Origin of the sequence: Streptomyces sp. NPDC056061, from assembly GCF_042266885.1 — a bacterium.
Lineage (GTDB): Bacteria > Actinomycetota > Actinomycetes > Streptomycetales > Streptomycetaceae > Streptomyces.
Window position 1 is genome coordinate 1 of record NZ_JBHJWQ010000001.1, and the last position, 18268, is coordinate 18268.

The 18268-nt window shown below is 72.9% G+C and carries 12 protein-coding genes and 1 pseudogene; 10 read left to right on the forward strand and 3 right to left on the reverse strand.

Going from position 1 to position 18268, the window contains the following annotated elements:
- The 5 genes and pseudogenes from ACFC79_RS00005 to ACFC79_RS00025 all read left to right on the forward strand — a co-directional run.
- Window positions 1–894, forward strand: a pseudogene (locus ACFC79_RS00005) (serine/threonine protein kinase); the annotation flags it as partial.
- Window positions 895–1078: 184 nt separating this feature from the next.
- On the forward strand, window positions 1079–4138 hold the full coding sequence (locus ACFC79_RS00010) for a protein kinase (RefSeq protein ID WP_376233012.1): 3060 nt from the start codon (window positions 1079–1081) through the stop codon (window positions 4136–4138).
- Between the two features lie 129 nt (window positions 4139–4267).
- Complete coding sequence (locus ACFC79_RS00015) at window positions 4268–5983, forward strand: serine/threonine-protein kinase (protein WP_376233015.1); 1716 nt, start codon at window positions 4268–4270, stop codon at window positions 5981–5983.
- Window positions 5984–6196: 213 nt separating this feature from the next.
- Window positions 6197–7825: a succinic semialdehyde dehydrogenase gene (locus tag ACFC79_RS00020; RefSeq protein WP_376233017.1), complete on the forward strand. Its 1629-nt coding sequence runs from the start codon at window positions 6197–6199 to the stop codon at window positions 7823–7825.
- 44 nt (window positions 7826–7869) lie between these two features.
- Window positions 7870–9699 carry a GMC family oxidoreductase N-terminal domain-containing protein gene (locus tag ACFC79_RS00025; protein WP_376233020.1) on the forward strand — a complete coding sequence of 610 codons (1830 nt, stop codon included), beginning with the start codon at window positions 7870–7872 and terminating at the stop codon, window positions 9697–9699.
- 851 nt (window positions 9700–10550) lie between these two features.
- On the opposite strand, the gene ACFC79_RS00030 is transcribed toward ACFC79_RS00025, so the two are convergent.
- Complete coding sequence (locus ACFC79_RS00030) at window positions 10551–10883, reverse strand: chorismate mutase (RefSeq protein ID WP_376233023.1); 333 nt, start codon at window positions 10881–10883, stop codon at window positions 10551–10553.
- A gap of 380 nt (window positions 10884–11263) precedes the next feature.
- On the opposite strand from ACFC79_RS00030, the gene guaA reads away from it, so the two are divergent.
- The 5 genes from guaA to ACFC79_RS00055 all read left to right on the forward strand — a co-directional run bounded on the left by guaA (window position 11264) and on the right by ACFC79_RS00055 (window position 16664).
- Entirely contained in the window at window positions 11264–12859 is a 1596-nt protein-coding gene (guaA, locus tag ACFC79_RS00035; protein ID WP_376233026.1) for a glutamine-hydrolyzing GMP synthase, read from the forward strand.
- A 114-nt stretch (window positions 12860–12973) separates the two neighbouring features.
- Complete coding sequence (locus ACFC79_RS00040; RefSeq protein WP_376233029.1) at window positions 12974–13582, forward strand: Uma2 family endonuclease; 609 nt, start codon at window positions 12974–12976, stop codon at window positions 13580–13582.
- 112 nt (window positions 13583–13694) lie between these two features.
- Window positions 13695–14465, forward strand: a complete 771-nt coding sequence (locus tag ACFC79_RS00045; RefSeq protein WP_376233031.1) for a class II aldolase/adducin family protein — start codon at window positions 13695–13697, stop codon at window positions 14463–14465.
- Between the two features lie 251 nt (window positions 14466–14716).
- Entirely contained in the window at window positions 14717–15985 is a 1269-nt protein-coding gene (locus tag ACFC79_RS00050; RefSeq protein WP_376234834.1) for a hypothetical protein, read from the forward strand.
- Between the two features lie 166 nt (window positions 15986–16151).
- Window positions 16152–16664 carry a DoxX family protein gene (locus ACFC79_RS00055; protein ID WP_376233033.1) on the forward strand — a complete coding sequence of 171 codons (513 nt, stop codon included), beginning with the start codon at window positions 16152–16154 and terminating at the stop codon, window positions 16662–16664.
- Here ACFC79_RS00055 and ACFC79_RS00060 read toward each other — a convergent pair.
- Both ACFC79_RS00060 and ACFC79_RS00065 read right to left on the reverse strand, forming a co-directional pair.
- Window positions 16571–16834 (reverse strand): hypothetical protein, encoded by a 264-nt coding sequence (locus ACFC79_RS00060; RefSeq protein ID WP_376233035.1) that lies wholly within the window; start codon window positions 16832–16834, stop codon window positions 16571–16573. The two genes, ACFC79_RS00055 and ACFC79_RS00060, sit on opposite strands and share 94 nt — an antisense overlap.
- A complete protein-coding gene (locus ACFC79_RS00065; protein ID WP_376233038.1) occupies window positions 16821–18158 on the reverse strand; it encodes a PspC domain-containing protein in 1338 nt (445 codons plus the stop codon). The genes ACFC79_RS00060 and ACFC79_RS00065 overlap by 14 nt, the downstream gene beginning before the upstream one ends.
- Window positions 18159–18268: the final 110 nt, after the last annotated feature.

Below are 18268 nucleotides of genomic sequence, written 5' to 3' on the forward strand. Positions count from 1 at the left end.
GCCCCGGCCGGCCGTCCCGCGGCCGCCCCGAAGCCGGTCCGGCCCCCGGCGACGGCGGCCCGGGGCGCGGCCACCACTGCCGCCGCCCCGCCCGCGCGCCCCGCCCCGTCGTCGGCCGTCCCCGCTCCGCCGCGTGCGTCCCTCACGGACGTGGTGCCGCGCCGGACCCTGGCGATCATCGCGGCCGTGGTCGTCCTCGCCGTCGTCGCCACGGTCCTCGCCCTCACCCTCGGCGGGGACGACGACAAGGGTGCGAAGGGCAGCGGGAAGGGCGATACGTCCGCCTCGGCCGGGGCCTCGACGACCGGGAGCTCCCCGGAGCCCGACAGCGGCACCGGGGGCAGGGCCGAGGACGGGGCCGGCGGCCAGGAAAAGGGCCAGGACACGGAGCAGGGAAAGGACGACGCCCCGAAGGGCGACAAGTCGGGTGAGGCGCTGCCCGACGGCTACACGTCCGTCGCGAACAAGCAGTACCACTTCACGATGGCGATGCCCGGGGCCTTCACGTTCGACCGCGAGGCCGGAAAGAAGTCCGGCGCCATCTACAACGCCGACGGCGGCTTCCCGCGCGTCCAGGTCGACTACACCGATTCGCCCGGCGGCGACGCCGCCGCCGCGTGGAACGCCGCGAAGGCCGGCGTCGCGGCCACCAGCAACGGCTACCACCACCTGGGCGTGAAGAACGTCCAGTACAACGGCTACCCGACGGTCGCCGACTGGCAGTTCGAGCGCACCCAGCAGGGACAGCGGGTCCGCGTCCTGAACCGGGGCTTCAAGGTCGACGCCAAGCACGGCTACGCGATCATGATCAGCTGCCCGGCGAAGGACTGGGACGGCGAGGAGTGCCGGACCCTGCGCAAGACCGCGTTCGACACCTTCGCCCCCACCGACTGACGCGAGGGGCGCAGGAGCGCGGGATGGGCAGACCCCCGCACACCGCTGCCACTTGCCACGTATCGTGAGAGCCTGAAGACCGCACGGGACCGGAACGGTCGGTCAATTGTACGGCGAGCGACCGCGATTGATGTATGCGAGCGGTCCTCGTGACCGGGGGGACAGCGCGCTCTGGGGAGGCGTCGTGGACGACTACGCGGGTCGGGTGCTCGCCGACCGCTACCGCCTGCCGTTGCCTCCGTCCGACGCGTACGAACTCGTCGAGAGCCGGGCGTTCGACACCTACAGCGGCCAGGAGGTACTGGTCCGTCAGGTTCCGCTGCCCGAGGTGGTGGACGCCGAGGTGCTCGACGCCGACGGCCCGGTGCCCTCGGTCCGGCAGGTCACGGGGCGAGCGGTCCGCCGCCCCGCGGACCCGGCGGTGCGACGTGCCGTCGAGGCGGCGCAGGCGGCGGCCCAGGTGCCCGACCACCCCCGGCTCGACCAGGTCTTCGACGTGTTCGCCGAGGCCGGATCGCTCTGGATCGTCAGCGAGTTCATCGCCGCCCGGCCGCTCGCGGACCTGCTCGCGGAGGGCCCGCTCAACCCCTTCCGGGCCGCCGAGATCGGTTCCGACGTGCTGGCCGCGCTGCGGGTGCTGCACGCCCACGGCTGGACCCACCGGAACATCACCGCCCGCACGGTGCTGGTCTGCGACGACGGGCGTGTGGTGCTGACCGGCCTGGCGGCCGGGGCGGCCGAGGAGGCGCTCTGCGGCTACGTGCCCACGCCCCGGCCCGACGACGAGGACGAGCTCGGATACGGCGGCCCGCCGGGAAGCGGTGAGGCCGAGGGCGAGTACGAGTACGGGGCCGTCGGCCCGACGGGCGGACCGGACGTGATGGGGCCGTACGCACCGCCCCCGCCGCTCCTCCCGCCGGAGGTGCCGGCCGTGCGCGGCCCGGCGGCCGACGGGAAGGTGGCCATCGAGAAGGCGGCCGTCGAGAAGGCGGCCGTCGACAAGGGGGCGACACGGGGTGAAGCCCACGACGTGTCTGCCGACGGCAGATACGACGGCGACGCCCACGACGGGACCGGCGCGTACGACGCCGATGTGCTCGACGACGGATACGACGATGCCGATGTGTACGACGGGACCGGTGCGTACGGCACCGGTGTGCACGACGGCGGGTACGACGACGCCGATCTGTACGACGACGGATACGGCGCCCACGAGGACGGCGCACAGGAGAACGGGACCCGCGAGGAGGGGATCCGCGAGGAGGCCGCGCACGGCGGCGCCCGGACCGGCGCGGCGAGCGAACTGGAGGCGGTCCCGTCGCCGATGAGCCACGTCCGCCCGGCGCCCGGCCCCGGCGCGGACGACACCGCCCCGTTGCCCGTTCAGCGTTCCGCGGGTCCGGAGAACGGTGGACCGCTCGCGCTCGGCGGCGTTCGTCCGCAGTCGGCCGACCCGTGGGACGGCGACGACGAGGACGTGTCGGACGAGGACCTGTACACCGGGGGCCCGTCCGCCGCCGCCCCGTACCCGAGGGCCGCGTCCGCCGCCGTCCCGCACGACGACGCCGACAACCGCGCCGACGAGCGCGATGACCGTGCCCACGACGACGCCCACGAGCGCGACGGGGACGGGGACGGCCGGACGCCCCCCGGCCCGTCAACCCCCGGTCGGCGGGTGTACCTCACCGGGACCTGGGACGACGGCCCGGAAACCGGGCGCCCCGTCCCCGCCGGTGGCTCCGACGGCTTCGGCGGGGACACCCCGTTCCACGACGCCCTTCCGGCTCTCGGGGCCCACCGGCCGGAGCGGGGCGGCGGGGCGGGCGGCTGGGGCGAACTCGTCGCGAGCGGCCTCCCGGACGCTCCGTACCGCGGCCCCGCCACCCCGCTCGCCGCCGAGCGCGCCCGGCAGGCCCGGATCGCCCTCGTCGGTGCGGTCACCGAGCGCTGGGCGCCCGAACAGGGCGGGCCCGTACACGAGAACTGGCGGCTGGCCCCGCCGATCGGCCCCGCCACCGACCTCTGGGCGCTCGGCGCGCTGCTCTACCGCGCCGTCCAGGGCCACGCCCCCTACCCCGAGGAGAACGCCGCCGAACTGGTCCAGATGGTGTGCGGTGAGCCGCCCGCCTTCGCCGAGGAATGCGGGCCGCTGCGCCCCGTCGTCGAATCGCTGCTGCGCCAGGACCCCACCGACCGGCCGGACGTCGAGGAGCTGAGCGGCTGGCTGCGTTCCCTCGTGCGGTCGGCACCCGAACCCGAGGCCGGGCTGGACGTCGTGCCGCTGCCGGCCGACGACGCCGCCCGGCTCCCCATCGTGCGGCGCCGGGGCGAACTGGTCCGCAGGCGCCGCGGTCTCTTCGGCCGGGGTGCGGTCCACGGCCGTCACCGGAGCACGGGCGAGCAGCCGGACCGGCGCGACCGTCCCGTTCAGGAGCGAGCCCCCCGGCCGGAGAAGGCCCCCCGGCCGCCGAAGCCGTCCAGGGCGCCGCGCGAGCCCAAGGTCCCCAAGGCGCTGCGCACCCCGCCGCCCGGCTCCCCGCAGCACGAGGGCCGTTCGCCCGGACGGCTCGGCCGGCTGCTCCTGGTGCTGATCCTGCTGGCCCTGGCCGCCGCCATCGGATACGCCGTGCTGTTCATGCCCCGGGAGGGCGGCGACCCCGACACCTCGGGCCGCGGGGCACCGGCCTCCGGCGAGCCCCGGTCCGGCACCGGCGACACCTCCGGCGAGCAGCCGTCCGTACCGCCGTCCGGGGCCCAGCAGCCGCAGACCACCCGCTCCGCCGTGGCCGTCGCCGCCGGATACACCCTGCGCAAGGACCCGGAGGGCTTCGAGGTCGCCGTGCTCAAGGACTGGCAGCGCACCCCCGCCAACGCGGACCGCCAGATCCGTTACGGCGCCGACGGCTTCAGCCTGCTGATCGTGCCCGGACGCGACACCGTCAAGACCGCCGGTGCCGACCCGCTCGCGTACCAGGCCGACAAGGAACGGGAGTTGCAGCAGTTCCGCGACTCCAGCTGGTCGGGTTCGAGCGGTCTGCGGCGGATCGACGTCGGCCGACAGGCCATGGCCGAGGGCCAGTTCACCTGGCAGGACGACGCCGGTCGTGAGGTGTACGCCCGGAATCTCGCCCTGATCATCGACGGCCGCTACCACGTCATCCAGGTCATCGGCCCCGAGTCCCGGCGCGATGAGGTTTCGGACATCTACCAACAAGCCGTCGCTTCCTACCGCATGACGCGCTGAACCGTTTCTCTGCTCGGCGTTCCGGTGGCGGAGCGACAAGCATCACAGTGCGGTATCCACGGGGATGCGAGGTTCCGCGGCCGAGCGCCCCTCCGTAATCTTTCCTTCGAGGGAACGGGGCGGGGATACGTGGATCGATCACAGGGCACGGACACGGGACTTGTGCTGGCCGGAAGGTACCGGCTCGGTGAGGTTCTCGGGCGCGGCGGCATGGGCAAGGTCTGGCGCGCACACGACGAGGTGCTGCATCGCACCGTCGCGGTCAAGGAGTTGACGGCCGGACAGTACGTCGCCGAGGCCGACCGGGTCGTGCTGCACGCCCGCACGCAGAAGGAGGCCCGCGCGGCAGCCCGGATCACCCACCCGGGCGTGGTCACCGTCCACGACGTGATCGAGTACGACAACCGGCCCTGGATCGTCATGCAGTACGTCGACGGGCCCTCGCTCGCCGACGCGGCCAAGGAGGTCGGCGAGATCGCGCCGCGCGAGGCGGCCAGGATCGGCCTCCACGTGCTGAGCGCGCTGCGCGCGGCGCACGGCGCGGGGGTCCTGCACCGGGACGTGAAGCCCGGCAACGTCCTGCTCGCCGCCGACGGCCAGGTGCTGCTCACCGATTTCGGGATCGCGGCGATCGAGGGCGATTCGACCATCACCAGGACCGGTGAACTCGTCGGCTCCATCGACTACTTGGCACCCGAGCGGGTACGCGGCGGCGACCCCGGGCCGGCTTCCGACCTGTGGTCCCTCGGCGCCACGCTCTACACCGCCGTCGAGGGCCGTTCGCCATTCCGCCGCACATCCCCGATCTCCACCATGCAGGCCGTCGTCACCGAGGAGCCGCCGCCGCCCGAGCGCGCGGGCCCGCTCGCCCCCGTGATCACCGCGCTGCTCCGCAAGGAGCCCGAGGACCGGCCCACGGCCGCCGAGGCGGAACGGATGCTGCTGGACGCCATGGAGGGCCGTGCGCCCCAGGCGGCCCAGGCGTTCGTGCCGACGCAGCGCGTCTCCGACGAGATGCTGCGCACTCTCGGCCCGGACGACGCCCCCGGCGCCGTCGCCTCCCCGCCGCCCGAAGACCCCACCGAAGTCGCGGTCGCGGCCGCAGCGGGGAACGCGGCCGGTGCGGCCGCCGGACCGGTGCCGCCCCAGGTCACCCGGCGCCGCCGGGGCCGCTGGCGCACGGCGGTGCTGGTCGTCGTCGCCGCGGCGGTGATCGGAGGGGGCGTCGTGGCCGCGGCGATGCTGTACCGGGAGCGTGGCGATGACACCGCCGGCCGGGGCGGTACCGGAACCCATGTGTCCGAGACGCCCGTCGAGACGCCGGCCGCGCGTCCGGTGAAGCCCGATACGCCGTCGTCGCAGGAGACGAAGGGGGCGAAGGAGATCCCCGACGGCTGGCACCGGGTGGACGACCCCGAGGGCTTCAGCCTGACCGTGCCGGACGGCTGGGAGCGCCGGGCGGACGGAAACCAGGTCGACTACACCCCGGACAACGGCGTGCACTACATCCGGATCGGCATCGATCCGACGCCCGACTTCGAGAACTCGTACATGCACATGCTCAACCTGGAGCAGCAGCTCGCCGGGCGGCTTCCCGAGTACGCGCGCAACACCCTGCACTCCAACACCTACCGGGACCGGCCGGGTTCGCTCTGGGAGTTCACCTGGACCGAGACCAAGGACCACCCGGGCCCGCGCCGCGCGATCGACCAGATGTACTTCGGGGAGACCGGCGGCCCCGAGTACGCGTTGTACATGAGCGGGCCGGCGGAGGACTGGGAGACCACCCGGACGCAGTTCGACACGATCCTGCGCGGCTGGCGGGCCCCCGGGGACTCCGACTGAGCGGAACCGGGCAAGTACCCGGAACGAAGGCGTCCGGCCCCTGCCCGGTCGGGGACGGATGCTTCCGACCGGGCGGTTCCGCTTCGGTCCGGTGACCGCAGGGGCCCTGATCAGGGGCTTTGTTGCCAGTGATCACTGGCTAGTTCGTGGGTGGTGTGAAAACCTGTTACCCGCGGGTACCCAAAGTGGGCGGCTGGACGTACTCTCGCCCTCATGACGGACTCGCAGGCCCCCGCGCCCACCTCCGCAGCCCCGGTCGGCACCAACCCCGTGGCCACCGCCCCGGCGGGCGTGCGCACCGCCGCCGACGTGGTGACTCCCGAAGTGGTCGCCCAGCTGACACGGGGCGTGATCGGCTCCGGCCGCACCGCCAACCACACCCCCTTCACCGGGGAGAAGCTGGCCGATCTGCCCGAGTCCACGCCCGAGGACGTGGCGACCGCCTTCGAACGTGCCCGAGCCGCCCAGCCCGCCTGGGCCGCGACCCCCGTCCGCGCCAGGGCGGCCGTTCTGCTCCGCTTCCACGACCTGGTGCTCAGCCGTCAGGCAGAGGTCCTCGACCTCATCCAGCTGGAGACCGGCAAGGCCCGGCTGCACGCCCACGAGGAGGTGCAGGCCGTCGCCGTCGCCGCCCGCCACTACGGGCGCCGGGCCGGCGCGTATCTGCGGCCGAAGCGGCACACCGGGGTGGTGCCGACCCTCACCAAGGTCACCGAACTGCGCCAGCCGCGGGGCGTCATCGGCCAGATCGCCCCGTGGAACTACCCGTTCGAGCTGTCCGTCGGCGACGCGCTGCCCGCCTTCGTCTCCGGCAACGCCGTCGTGATGAAGCCCGACACGGAGACCGCGCTGACCGCGCTGTGGGCCCGGGACCTGCTGATCGAGGCCGGACTGCCCGCCGAGGTCTTCCAGGTGGTGCTCGGCGACGGGCCGGTCGTCGGCCCCGAGGTCGTCAAGCACGCCGACTACGTCTCGTTCACCGGCTCCACCCGCACCGGCCGCGAGGTCGCGCAGGGCGCGGCGGCCCGGCTGGTCGGGGTCTCGCTGGAACTCGGCGGGAAGAACGCCATGCTGGTGCTGGAGGACGCCGACGTGGAGAAGGCCGCCGCGGGCGCCGTCCGCGCCTGCTTCTCCTCGGCCGGGCAGCTCTGCATCTCCATCGAGCGGCTGTACGTGCACGAGTCGGTCGCCGACGACTTCGTCGCCCGCTTCGCCGCCCGCACCAGGGCCATGCGGCTCGGCAGCTCCCTGGCCTACGGAGCCGACATGGGCTCCCTGGTCGGCGAACGCCAGCTGGAGACCGTCACCCGGCACGTCGCGGAGGCCGTCGAGAAGGGCGCCGAGGTCGTCGCGGGCGGTGTCGCCCGGCCCGACATCGGCCCGCTGTTCTACGAGCCGACCATCCTCGACGGCGTCGAGGCGCCGATGGCCGTCTGCACCGAGGAGACCTTCGGCCCGGTCGTCTCCGTCTACCGCTTCCGTGACGAGGACGAGGTCGTCGCACTGGCCAACGCGACCCCGTACGGCCTGAATTCGAGCGTCTGGACCAAGGACTCCGGTCGGGGCCACCGGGTCGCCGCCCGGCTGCGGACCGGCACGGTCAACATCAACGAGGGCTACGCGCCCGCGTACGGCAGCGTGCAGTCCCCGATGGGCGGCATGAAGGACTCCGGCCTCGGCCGACGGCACGGCTCCGAGGGCATCCTCAAGTACACCGAGGCGCAGACCGTCGCCCAGCAGCGGCTGATCCCGCTCGCCCCGTCCTTCGGCATGGACGACGCGAAGTACGCCGCGTTCATGACCCGCAGCCTGAAGGCGATGAAGGCGTTCCGTCTGCGCTGACGGAACGCACCCACCAGCTTTCTGGTACCGCACCGAGGAGAGCCATGCCCCAGGACAGTCCTGACCGGAAGCGGTCCGCCGCCCCGGAGACCGCCGCCGACGACGCCGCGTACGACTACGACGTCCTGGTCGTGGGCTCGGGCTTCGGTGGCGCGGTGTCGGCGCTCCGGCTGACCGAGAAGGGATACCGCGTCGGCGTCCTGGAGGCCGGCCGGCGCTTCACCGCAGGCACCCTCCCCAAGAACTCCTGGGACCTGCGGAACTACCTGTGGGCCCCCGCCCTCGGGCTGTACGGCATCCAGCGCGTGCACCTGCTCGGCAACGTGATGGTGCTGGCCGGCGCGGGCGTCGGCGGCGGCTCGCTGAACTACGCCAACACCCTGTACGTGCCCCCGGCGCAGTTCTTCGAGGACCGGCAGTGGGCGTCCATCACCGACTGGCAGGACGAGCTGAAGCCGTACTACGACCAGGCCAAGCGGATGCTCGGGGTCCGGCTCAACCCGACGACGACCCCCTCCGACGTCCACCTCAAGGCTGCCGCGCAGGCCATGGGCGTCGGCGACACCTTCCACCTCGCCCCGGTCGGTGTCTTCTTCGGCGACGGCGAGGACGCCGACGGCTCGGCGCGCGCCGAGCCGGGCGGCACGGTCGCCGACCCGTACTTCGGCGGCGCCGGCCCCGCCCGCCGGGCCTGCACCGAGTGCGGCGAATGCATGACCGGCTGCCGCCACGGGGCGAAGAACACCCTCAACGAGAACTACCTCCACCTCGCCGAGCGGGCCGGGGCCGTCATCCACCCGATGACCTCGGTCGTCGCGATCACGGACCATCCGGAGGGCGGCTACCGCGTCGTCACCGTCCCCACCGACCGCCGCAGAAAGGCGAGGCCCACCCGGCTGCGCGCCCGCGAGGTGGTCGTCGCGGCGGGCACGTACGGGACCCAGAGCCTGCTGCACACCATGAGGGACCGCGGGCTGCTGCCCCGCCTCTCGGACCGGCTCGGCGCGCTGACCCGCACCAACTCCGAGGCGCTGGTGGGCTCGCAGACCACCGACCGGCGCTACCGCGAGAAACACGGCACCGCACGGGCCGACTTCACCCGGGGCGTCGCGATCACCTCCTCGGTCCACCCCGACGAGAACACCCACATCGAACCGGTCCGCTACGGCAAGGGCTCCAACGCGATGGGCGCGCTCTCCATACTCCAGGTGCCCTACGGCGGCCGCCGGGTGCTGGGCTGGCTCGGCAACGTGGCCAGACACCCCACCCTCGCGCTGCGTTCGCTCTCCAACCGGCGCTGGTCGGAGCGGACCATCATCGGGCTCGTCATGCAGTCGCTGGACAACTCCCTGACCACGTACCGCAAGCCGGGCGGCATCGGCAAGGGCCTGCTCACCGCCCGGCAGGGCCACGGGGCGCCGAACCCGACGCAGATCGAGGAGGCGACGCGCAGCGCCACGCTGCTGGCCGAGGAGATCAACGGCTTCGCCGGCTCGAACGTCGGCGAGCTGATGGGCACCCCGCTCACCGCGCACTTCCTCGGCGGCTGCCCGATCGGGGCGAGCGCCGAGGACGGGGTCATCGACCCGTACCACCGCCTCTACGGGCACCCCGGCATCTCGGTGGTCGACGGCTCCGCGGTCTCCGCGAACCTCGGCGTCAATCCCTCGCTCACCATCACCGCACAGGCGGAACGCGCGATGTCCTTCTGGCCCAACAAGGGCGAGGAGGACCGGCGACCGGCGCAGGGCGAGCCGTACCGGCGGCCGGCTGCCGTCGCGCCACGGTCCCCCGCGGTGCCCGAGGACGCCTTCGGCGCGCTGAAGCTGCCGTTCCTCGGCATACCGGCGGTCCCGCCGAAGAGGACACCGTGACCGCGACGACGGACGCGTCGTCGTGACGGCAGCGACCGGGGGCGGTCGCCGTGACGGCGGTTCCCGCCGTGCCGGACGTGACCGCCGGCCTGCGGCGACGCCGTTGCGAAGTGTGTCCCGGGCGCCGTCCGGGACCCGGTCGCCGTGACGGCAGAAGGGGCTGCACCCCCCTCCGAGCGCAGCCCCTCCGCGTCCGCGGCCGCCGGGGCGTCCGGTGTTCCCGCGCCGACCGTCCGGCAGCGGTGCACACGGACGGCACGCCCTCACCGGGCGTGATCCGGCCGATCCGCATGGTTGACCTCCGATGCGCCGCAATGGTTGTCCGACGCATCACAAAACCCTTGTGTGACGCCACTCACTCCGCCGCCGGACACGACGGTGGCGCGGTGGCGCGGTGGCGACAGGCGTCACGGAAGCGGTGCGGGCGCGGGCCCGGTGCCCGGTGGCGGAGGTCCTTCGGCTCCTCCCACGACGGGGGAGGCCGGCCGCGCCCCGGAGTCGGGGCGGTGACGTGGCGCGCGGCGTTCCCGGGCCGGTGGCGTACGGGCCGCGCCGCGCGCTCGTCCCGCCGAACCGGACACGGCCGGCTCCGGGCGTCCCCGAAGCCGGCCGTATGGGGTGACCGGACTGCTGTCCCCTGCCGTCCGGTCACGCACGCCGGGGCGTGGTCCCACGGCGTACCTGCGTACGCCTCACGCTCCGGCGGAGCCACGCGTGGTTTCCTTCCAAAGCCGCCCCTGGCTGGCACGGACACCGGGACCAACGAAGCCGTCGCGGACCCGGTCACGCGCCGTACGGGTGAGAGCGGGCCCGAACTGGGATACGCCCGCGCCCCCCGGCCGCCGGGGACGTCAGGCCCGTCCGCGGCACAGCTCCAGCAGCGTCATGGCGAGGGCCGTGCCGGGCTTGCCGAGCGCGTCCCGGTACTGGCCGAGGATCTCCATCTCGCGGGAGAGGTTGATCCGGCGGCCGCCGGACGTGATCCGGGCCTCCTGGATGACCGCCGAGACGGCCATCCGTTCCTGCACGAGCCCGATGATCCGGTCGTCGAGCGCGTCGATGCGGGACCGCGCGTCGGTGATCAGCGCGGCTGCCTTCTCGGTACGGGCGCCGGTCTCCCCGGCCGCGGAGGCTTCGGCGGGGGCGGTCGCGTCGGTCACGGCTGTGGGTGCGGTGCTGGTCATCGTGCGGACTCCTCGTGGGTGAGGGCCCCGGGAGGCGATCGGTCCCGGAACGCCGAAACGCCCCGGGCCTTTCGGCCCGGGGCGCCTGGAACGTTGCTTGTCAGTCGATCAAGCAGCACGACCATGGCAGCCGGCGGGCCGGATGCCATAGGTAAAGACGAAGGTCGTGTGCTGACGCATGAGTCCAGTATGCCCGGAAGCCCGGAACGGCCCCACCCGGCGCCCGGATGCTGAGACACCGGTATCACCGCCCGCCGCCGCCCGCCCCCGGTGCGTGCCGTCCGTACGGTCCCGCCCGTACGGACGGCACGACCGCCGACTCCGCGACCCCGGTAGAATCGACAAAACCGACCCCCTTTTCATCGCCGGAAGGCCGCCCCGTGCCAGCAGCACCCCCCGCCGCCCCCGACAGCACCACCGACGTGGTCCTCGTTGTCGACTTCGGCGCGCAGTACGCCCAGCTCATCGCCCGACGCGTCCGTGAGGCCCGGGTCTACAGCGAGATCGTCCCGTCCACCATGCCGGTGGCCGAGATGCTGGCCAAGAACCCGCGGGCGATCATCCTCTCCGGCGGCCCCTCGTCGGTGTACGCGGAGGGCGCGCCCTCCCTCGACCGTGCGATCTTCGAGGCCGGGGTCCCGGTCTTCGGTATGTGTTACGGCTTCCAGCTGATGGCGACGGCGCTCGGCGGCACCGTCGACGACAACGGTGCCCGCGAGTACGGCCGCACCCCGCTCACCGTCTCCAAGAGCGGTTCCACGCTCTTCGAGGGCACCCCCGCCGAGCAGTCGGTCTGGATGTCGCACGGCGACGCCTGCTCCGCCGCTCCCGAGGGCTTCACCGTCACCGCGTCCACGGACGTCGTCCCGGTCGCCGCCTTCGAGAACGACGAGAAGAAGCTCTACGGCGTCCAGTACCACCCCGAGGTCATGCACTCCACGCACGGCCAGCAGGTCCTGGAGCACTTCCTCTACCGCGGCGCCGGCATCGAGCCGAACTGGACCACGAGCAACGTGGTCGAGGAGCAGGTCGCCCTGGTCCGCGAGCAGGTCGGCGCCAAGCGCGCCATCTGCGGCCTGTCCGGCGGAGTGGACTCGGCGGTGGCCGCCGCCCTGGTCCAGAAGGCCATCGGATCGCAGCTGACCTGCGTGTACGTCGACCACGGCCTGATGCGCAAGGGCGAGACCGAGCAGGTCGAGAAGGACTTCGTGGCCGCCACCGGCGTGCAGCTGAAGGTCGTCGACGCCTCCGAGCGCTTCCTGAACGCGCTGGCCGGGGTCTCCGACCCCGAGCAGAAGCGGAAGATCATCGGCCGCGAGTTCATCCGGGTCTTCGAGCAGGCCCAGGCCGAGATCGTCGCCGAGGGCGCCGCCGACGGCGAGGACGTCGCGTTCCTCGTCCAGGGGACCCTCTACCCGGACGTCGTCGAGTCCGGCGGCGGTACCGGCACCGCCAACATCAAGTCCCACCACAACGTCGGCGGTCTCCCCGACGACATCGAGTTCCAGCTCGTCGAGCCGCTGCGCAAGCTGTTCAAGGACGAGGTCCGGATGGTCGGCCAGGAGCTCGGCCTGCCCGACGAGATCGTCCAGCGCCAGCCCTTCCCCGGCCCCGGCCTCGGCATCCGGATCGTCGGCGAGGTCACCAAGGAGCGGCTCGACCTGCTCCGCGAGGCCGACGCCATCGCCCGCGAGGAGCTGACCGCGGCCGGCCTGGACCGCGACATCTGGCAGTGCCCGGTGGTCCTGCTCGCCGACGTCCGCTCGGTCGGCGTCCAGGGCGACGGCCGCACCTACGGCCACCCGATCGTGCTGCGCCCGGTCTCCTCCGAGGACGCCATGACCGCCGACTGGTCGCGCCTGCCGTACGAGACCCTCGCCAGGATCTCGACCCGCATCACCAACGAGGTGGCCGACGTCAACCGCGTCGTGCTCGACGTGACGAGCAAGCCGCCGGGGACCATCGAGTGGGAGTGACCCTCCCAGCAGGGGCAATGCCGATGCCGTCGCTCATTCGTTTGGGTGGCGGCATCGGCGTTCGCGCTGGGTACGCTGGCTGAGGAGACGAGACTCTGCCCCATGGGAGCAATCATGAGCGCCGCAGCCGAGCCCAAGCTTGAGCAGCAGCGGTACCGGTGGCCCGTCCCGCCCGAGGGCGGGTGGACAGCGGACGACCTCGACCGGATTCCGGGCCTCCCGCCCCACACCGAGCTGATCGACGGGAGTCTCGTCTTCACGAGTCCGCAGCGGAAGTTCCACACCCGCACGATGTGGTTGCTGGAGCAGGCCCTGCTCGCACATCTCCCGGACGATCTGGACGTCGACCGGGAAATGAGCATCAGGATCGACAGGAGGAACCGACCCGAGCCCGACATGCTGGTGTACCGGGCAGAGGCGGACACCGGTGCCGACCAGACCTGGTACGCGCCCGAGGACGTCGTCCTGGTGGTCGAGGCGGTGTCACCCGACTCCCAGGACCGGGACCGTGACGTCAAACCGCGCAAGTATGCCGCAGCCGGTGTGGTCCACTTCTGGCGGGTGGAATCGGATGCCGACGGCATGCCGATCGTGTACGTGTATGAGCTCGATCCCGCTCGACAGGCGTACACCCCGACGGGCATCTACCACAACGAGCTGAAGCTGGACGTTCCGTTCCTGATCGAGGCGGACCTCACCGGAATCTACAGCCGCGGTCGGTAGCGGCCGTCCGGGGTCGGTCCTTCACCGGACCGACCCCTTTCCGCCTCTGGCCACTTGCGGCGACCGGCGGTAGCTTCCTCCCCCCTATGTCCCGGGAGCCGGAGGAGCCGTCATGCCCGAGCCCACGCCCGTACCCGCGGACCAGCTCCACTTCGCCATGCCACCCGTGCACGCATCGGTGGGGGAGGAACGCGCGTACCTCAAGGAGCGGCTGGCCGGGGCGCTCAGACTCTTCGGGGAGTTCGGCTACGAGGACGGCGTCTCCGGTCATCTCACCGCACGCGACCCGGAGTTCGCCGACTGCTTCTGGGTCAACCCCTTCGGCGCCCCCTTCGAGGGAATCACGGCGGACGAGCTGATTCTGGTCAACGGGAACGGACAGGTCGTCGAGGGTCGGCAGCACGTCAACCAGGCGGCCTTCGCCGTCCACGCACAGGTGCACCGGGCCCGACCGGACGTCGTCGCCGTCGCGCACACCCACTCGGTGCACGGCAGGGCACTGGCCGCGCTCGGCGAACTCGTCGCACCGATCACCCAGGAATCCTGCGCCTTCTACGAGGACCACGCGCTGTACGACGCGTACACCGGGGTCGTGGTCGACGAGGAGGAAGGGCGTCGGATCGCGACCGCGCTCGGCGGTCGCAAGGCGATCGTGCTGCGCAACCACGGGCTGCTGACCGTGGGCGACTCGGTGGACGCGGCGGCCTGGTGGTTCATCTCGCTGGAGCGTTCCTGCCAGGTCCAACTGGTGGCCCGGGCCGCCGGGAAACCGGTGCCGATCGAGCACCGGGACGCCGTCGCCACCCGTGAGCGGCTCGGCAGCGACCTGGTCGCGTGGATCAGCTATCAGCCGCTGTGGCGCCGGATCAGCCGTACGCCGTGACCGTCCGGGCCGCCCGAGGGCGGCGGCAGCGGCCACGTCGGCCGCGGACGTCCCAAGTGTCGAACACACCTGCCATACATAGTGCCCATACCGTCCTCCGCTGACCATTTCGGTGGCCGGATCGCTCGTGCATTCAGCCGATGCGCGGCATCGGATCGGGCCGATGCGGCCCGGAGCCCCGACGTGCGGCACAATTCGCTGCAATCACAGCTGAGTTGGCAGAACCGGGGCAGGAAAGGGCGGCGTTCTCCGTGGCGTTGGACGAGGCGAGGGCGAGCGGCACGCACAGCGGCGGCTGCACGTGCGGCGGTTGCCCGCACGGGGCGCGCGAAGGCCATCGGCGTGCGGTGGCCGCCTTTCTGACCAAACGGGACGAATTCGCTGCGGGGCAGGGCCTGCCGCCCGGCGTCGCGCGGTCCGTCTCCGCGACCCGCCAATGGGTGTCCGACGAGCTGACCCAGTCGGCCCGGGACGTCGCCGAGCGGGGCCGGGAGGCCGGTGACGCCTGGCTGTACCGGGTGTGGCGGCGGACCCTGATCACGGTGTGGGCGGGCGTGGCCGTGCTGGTCGTCGCCGAGGCCGCCACCGCCATCGGCGCGGGCTGGACCAACGCCCGTACGGCCGGTCTCGTCGCCGGACTCGTCACCGCGGCCCTGCTGACCGGCGCCGCCCACGTCCACCGCGCCCGCGGCGGACTGTTCGCCCCGGTGATTGGGGAGGACAACCGGCTCTCCACCTCCCGGGCGGTCGCCGCCTCCTGGGTGCTGCTCGCCGTGTTCTCCGTGCTCGTGCTGGCGCTCCAACTGGCCGGGGCCTCCGACCACGCCGAGCGCGACGCGCTGATCGAGGGGCTGGATCTGGCCCGGGGCGCCGGGGTGGTGACGGTACTGGCGCTGGTGTGCGCCGTCGCCGTGGTCGTGCGCCGGGTGGTGACCGTACGGACCCTGGCCGGGCGGATCCAGAAGCTGCGCGCCGACCGGCCGCGCGCCGCCGACCTGCTCACCGACGACTCCGGGCGGGGCAGCTTCACGGACGTGCAGTACGTGCTGGTGAGCACCGTCGCCGCGCTGTTCGCCGCGGTCCGGCTGGCCCGCAGGCCCGAGCAGCTGCCCGACCTGCCGTGGGGGCTGGCGTTGCTGGTCACCGTCTCGGCGGCCGCGTACTTCGCCGGGAAGTACGCGGAGGGCGGGCGTCCGGTGGTGCTGTCCGTGGTCCGGGCCCGGGAGGCCGGGGACCTGGACGCGCCGATCCGTACCGGTGACGACATCGAGATCCGCGGCGCCGGATTCGTGCCGCCCGGTGCCGGGGCCCCCGACCGGCTGGCCGGCCTGGTCGTCCGGATCGGCCGGGTCCATGTGCATGTGCCGCTCGTCCCGGTCAGCGGCGGCTTCGCCAACCCGACGGACGGTGTGCTCACCGTGCCGGTACCGGTGGACGTGGAACCGGGCCGGGTGGAAGTCCAGGTCGTGACCGCCGCCGGGGTGGAGACGAACCGGGTGGAGATCGAGGTCACGGACTGACCCTCCGGCCCGCGATCCGCGGACGGCCCCCGGCCGGACGGCCCACCGGGTGAGCGGCGCGCCGCCCGGCTACGTATCGTCTGGTGACGGGTCTACGGAAGGCGGGGCAGTCACCATGCGGGGTTACGGCACGAACGTGCGCGGCGTCACGGGTGTGGGGAACGGTATGAACGTACGCGTCGGCATGGGCGGGCGGGGTCTCGGCGAGCCGCTGGGGATCCGGGAACTGGCGCGGCGGCACGCCCTGCTGCCCCTGCGGATCTTCCTCGGCGCCACCTTCCTCTACGCCGGGCTCGACAAGCTGACGGACAGCTCCTTCCTCCGTGCGAGCGGCGACGGCTCCATCGGCGCGACGATGCACGCGATCCGCGACTCGTCCGCGATCCCCGCGCTCGTCGACCTCGCGCTGAAGGCCCCCGTCGGCTTCGGGTACGCCATCGCCGTGGGCGAACTGCTCGTCGGCGTCGGCACCCTCATCGGGCTGTGGGGGCGGCTCGCCGCGCTCGGCGGGGCGCTGATCTCGTTGAGCCTGTGGCTGACCATGAGCTGGCAGACCACGCCCTACTACCTGGGCAACGACCTCGTCTATCTCATGGCCTGGCTGCCGCTGCTGCTCGGCGGGGCCGCGTCCTTCTCCGCGGACGCCCTCCGCGCGTCGCGGCGGCGACGGATCATGTAGCTCACCCAGGTCACGGTGACGGCGAGCCAGAGGCCACCGAGGAACAGCGGGAAGAAGAAGATCCAGGGGGCGTCCCAGACCCCCGCCGCGTCCGCCGCGTATCCCCCTGCCAGGGCGAGCATGACCACGCCCGCCACCGCGCGGCCCGGACGGATCTCATGACGCAGCACGGGTGACCTCCACCTGTCCGAGACCGACTTCGAGAGTGAGTTCCACCGTGCCGGCGGGCTTGCTGCCCGGGGCCGGAGGCAAGGTGCGATGTTCGTTCTGCGCCGGGGCGATGTCCACATCGGTCGGCGGCTGCCGGGAGGATTCGCCCCCGGGCCGGCTCACCGGCAGCGAGATGTCGCCGAGCCCCGCCCGCGCGTCGACCTTCACGGTCACCGACTTCGGCACCACGACGGTCACCCGGCCCGCCGACACCTTCACCCGTGTCGCGACGGTGTCGCCCGCCGGGACGGTGACCTCGGTGAGGTCCAGCCGCGCGTCCCCGGAGCTCAGCCCGTAGTACGGCCGGACCGCCGCCGCCGAGGCGGGCCGCCAGCTCTCGCGCACCCACTGCGTGGTGATGTCCTTCGGCAGCGCGGACGAGCCCGCCAGCAGCACCGCCGTGATCATCGCCAGCATCACCGTGCCGAACCCGGTCCGGCCGAGGAACGAACTGACCAGCATCCCCAGCCCGAACACCGCGAGCGCACCGGCAAGGCCGAACTGCAGGCTCGTGCCGAGCGGCTGGGATTCCCAGGTCAGGCCCGTGCCCAGACCGCCCGCGATCAGCGCCAGCAGGAACACCAGACCCCCGATGGAGGCCGGTCCGCGGGTGCCGGGTTCCTGTCCGGGCGTGCGGAACGGTGCCTGCGCGGTCGCCCCGAGGGGGCGCGGCGACCGTACGCCGTGCGGCGCGTCGGCCGGACCCCACAGATACCCGTGCGCCACCGGCCCCGTCGTGCCGTCCTTGACGATCGGGCCCCGCCACCACGAGGGACTGCCCGGCGACGGCGGAGCCTTCACCTCGGGCGGGGCGTCCGCCACCGCCTGCGCGGTCGCCGGGTGCAGCGGATCCTGCGGTGCGGCCCTGCGGTTCTGCGTCCAGACGGCGAAGCCGACCACCGCGAGCGACAGCATCGCGGAGAACGCCAGCGTGCCGCCGTTGTTCAGCATCGAGAGGAACAGCCCGCAGCCGATCAGCGCGAGCAGCACGGCGATCAGGGATGCCCCCTCGACACGACCGGACAGCAGCCTGCGCGCCTCGTTCTCCTCCTCCCCGTCCAGCGGGACCAGCAGCCAGGCGAAGCCGTAGAAGATCAGCCCGACGCCACCGGTGACGGACAGCACACCGAGCACGATCCGGAAGATCACCGGATCGACGTCGCAGTACCGGCCGAGCCCGCCGCACACCCCGGCCACGACCTTCTGGCGCGGGGTGCGCCGCAGCTGCGGCCTCGGTTCGGGGGGTGGCGCGACACCGGGGGAGGCGTCCTGGGGAACGGTCATGGGTCCATGGTGACGGGCCGGACTCCCGTCCGGGACAGGCGCCTACCCTGGCCGTTCCCTGATATTGCCCCGACGGTCCCCTGGGGGCCGCCCCGCCCGTCCGCTCCCGG

What these genes read in the sequence shown, in the direction of transcription:
- ACFC79_RS00030 (WP_376233023.1), bottom strand. Translation starts at nt 10,883, where the DNA reads ATGACCAGCACCGCACCCACAGCCGTGACCGACGCGACCGCCCCCGCC.
- ACFC79_RS00025 (WP_376233020.1), top strand. Translation starts at nt 7,870, where the DNA reads ATGCCCCAGGACAGTCCTGACCGGAAGCGGTCCGCCGCCCCGGAGACC.
- ACFC79_RS00055 (WP_376233033.1), top strand. Translation starts at nt 16,152, where the DNA reads ATGAACGTACGCGTCGGCATGGGCGGGCGGGGTCTCGGCGAGCCGCTG.
- ACFC79_RS00020 (WP_376233017.1), top strand. Translation starts at nt 6,197, where the DNA reads ATGACGGACTCGCAGGCCCCCGCGCCCACCTCCGCAGCCCCGGTCGGC.
- ACFC79_RS00040 (WP_376233029.1), top strand. Translation starts at nt 12,974, where the DNA reads ATGAGCGCCGCAGCCGAGCCCAAGCTTGAGCAGCAGCGGTACCGGTGG.
- ACFC79_RS00065 (WP_376233038.1), bottom strand. Translation starts at nt 18,158, where the DNA reads ATGACCGTTCCCCAGGACGCCTCCCCCGGTGTCGCGCCACCCCCCGAA.
- ACFC79_RS00045 (WP_376233031.1), top strand. Translation starts at nt 13,695, where the DNA reads ATGCCCGAGCCCACGCCCGTACCCGCGGACCAGCTCCACTTCGCCATG.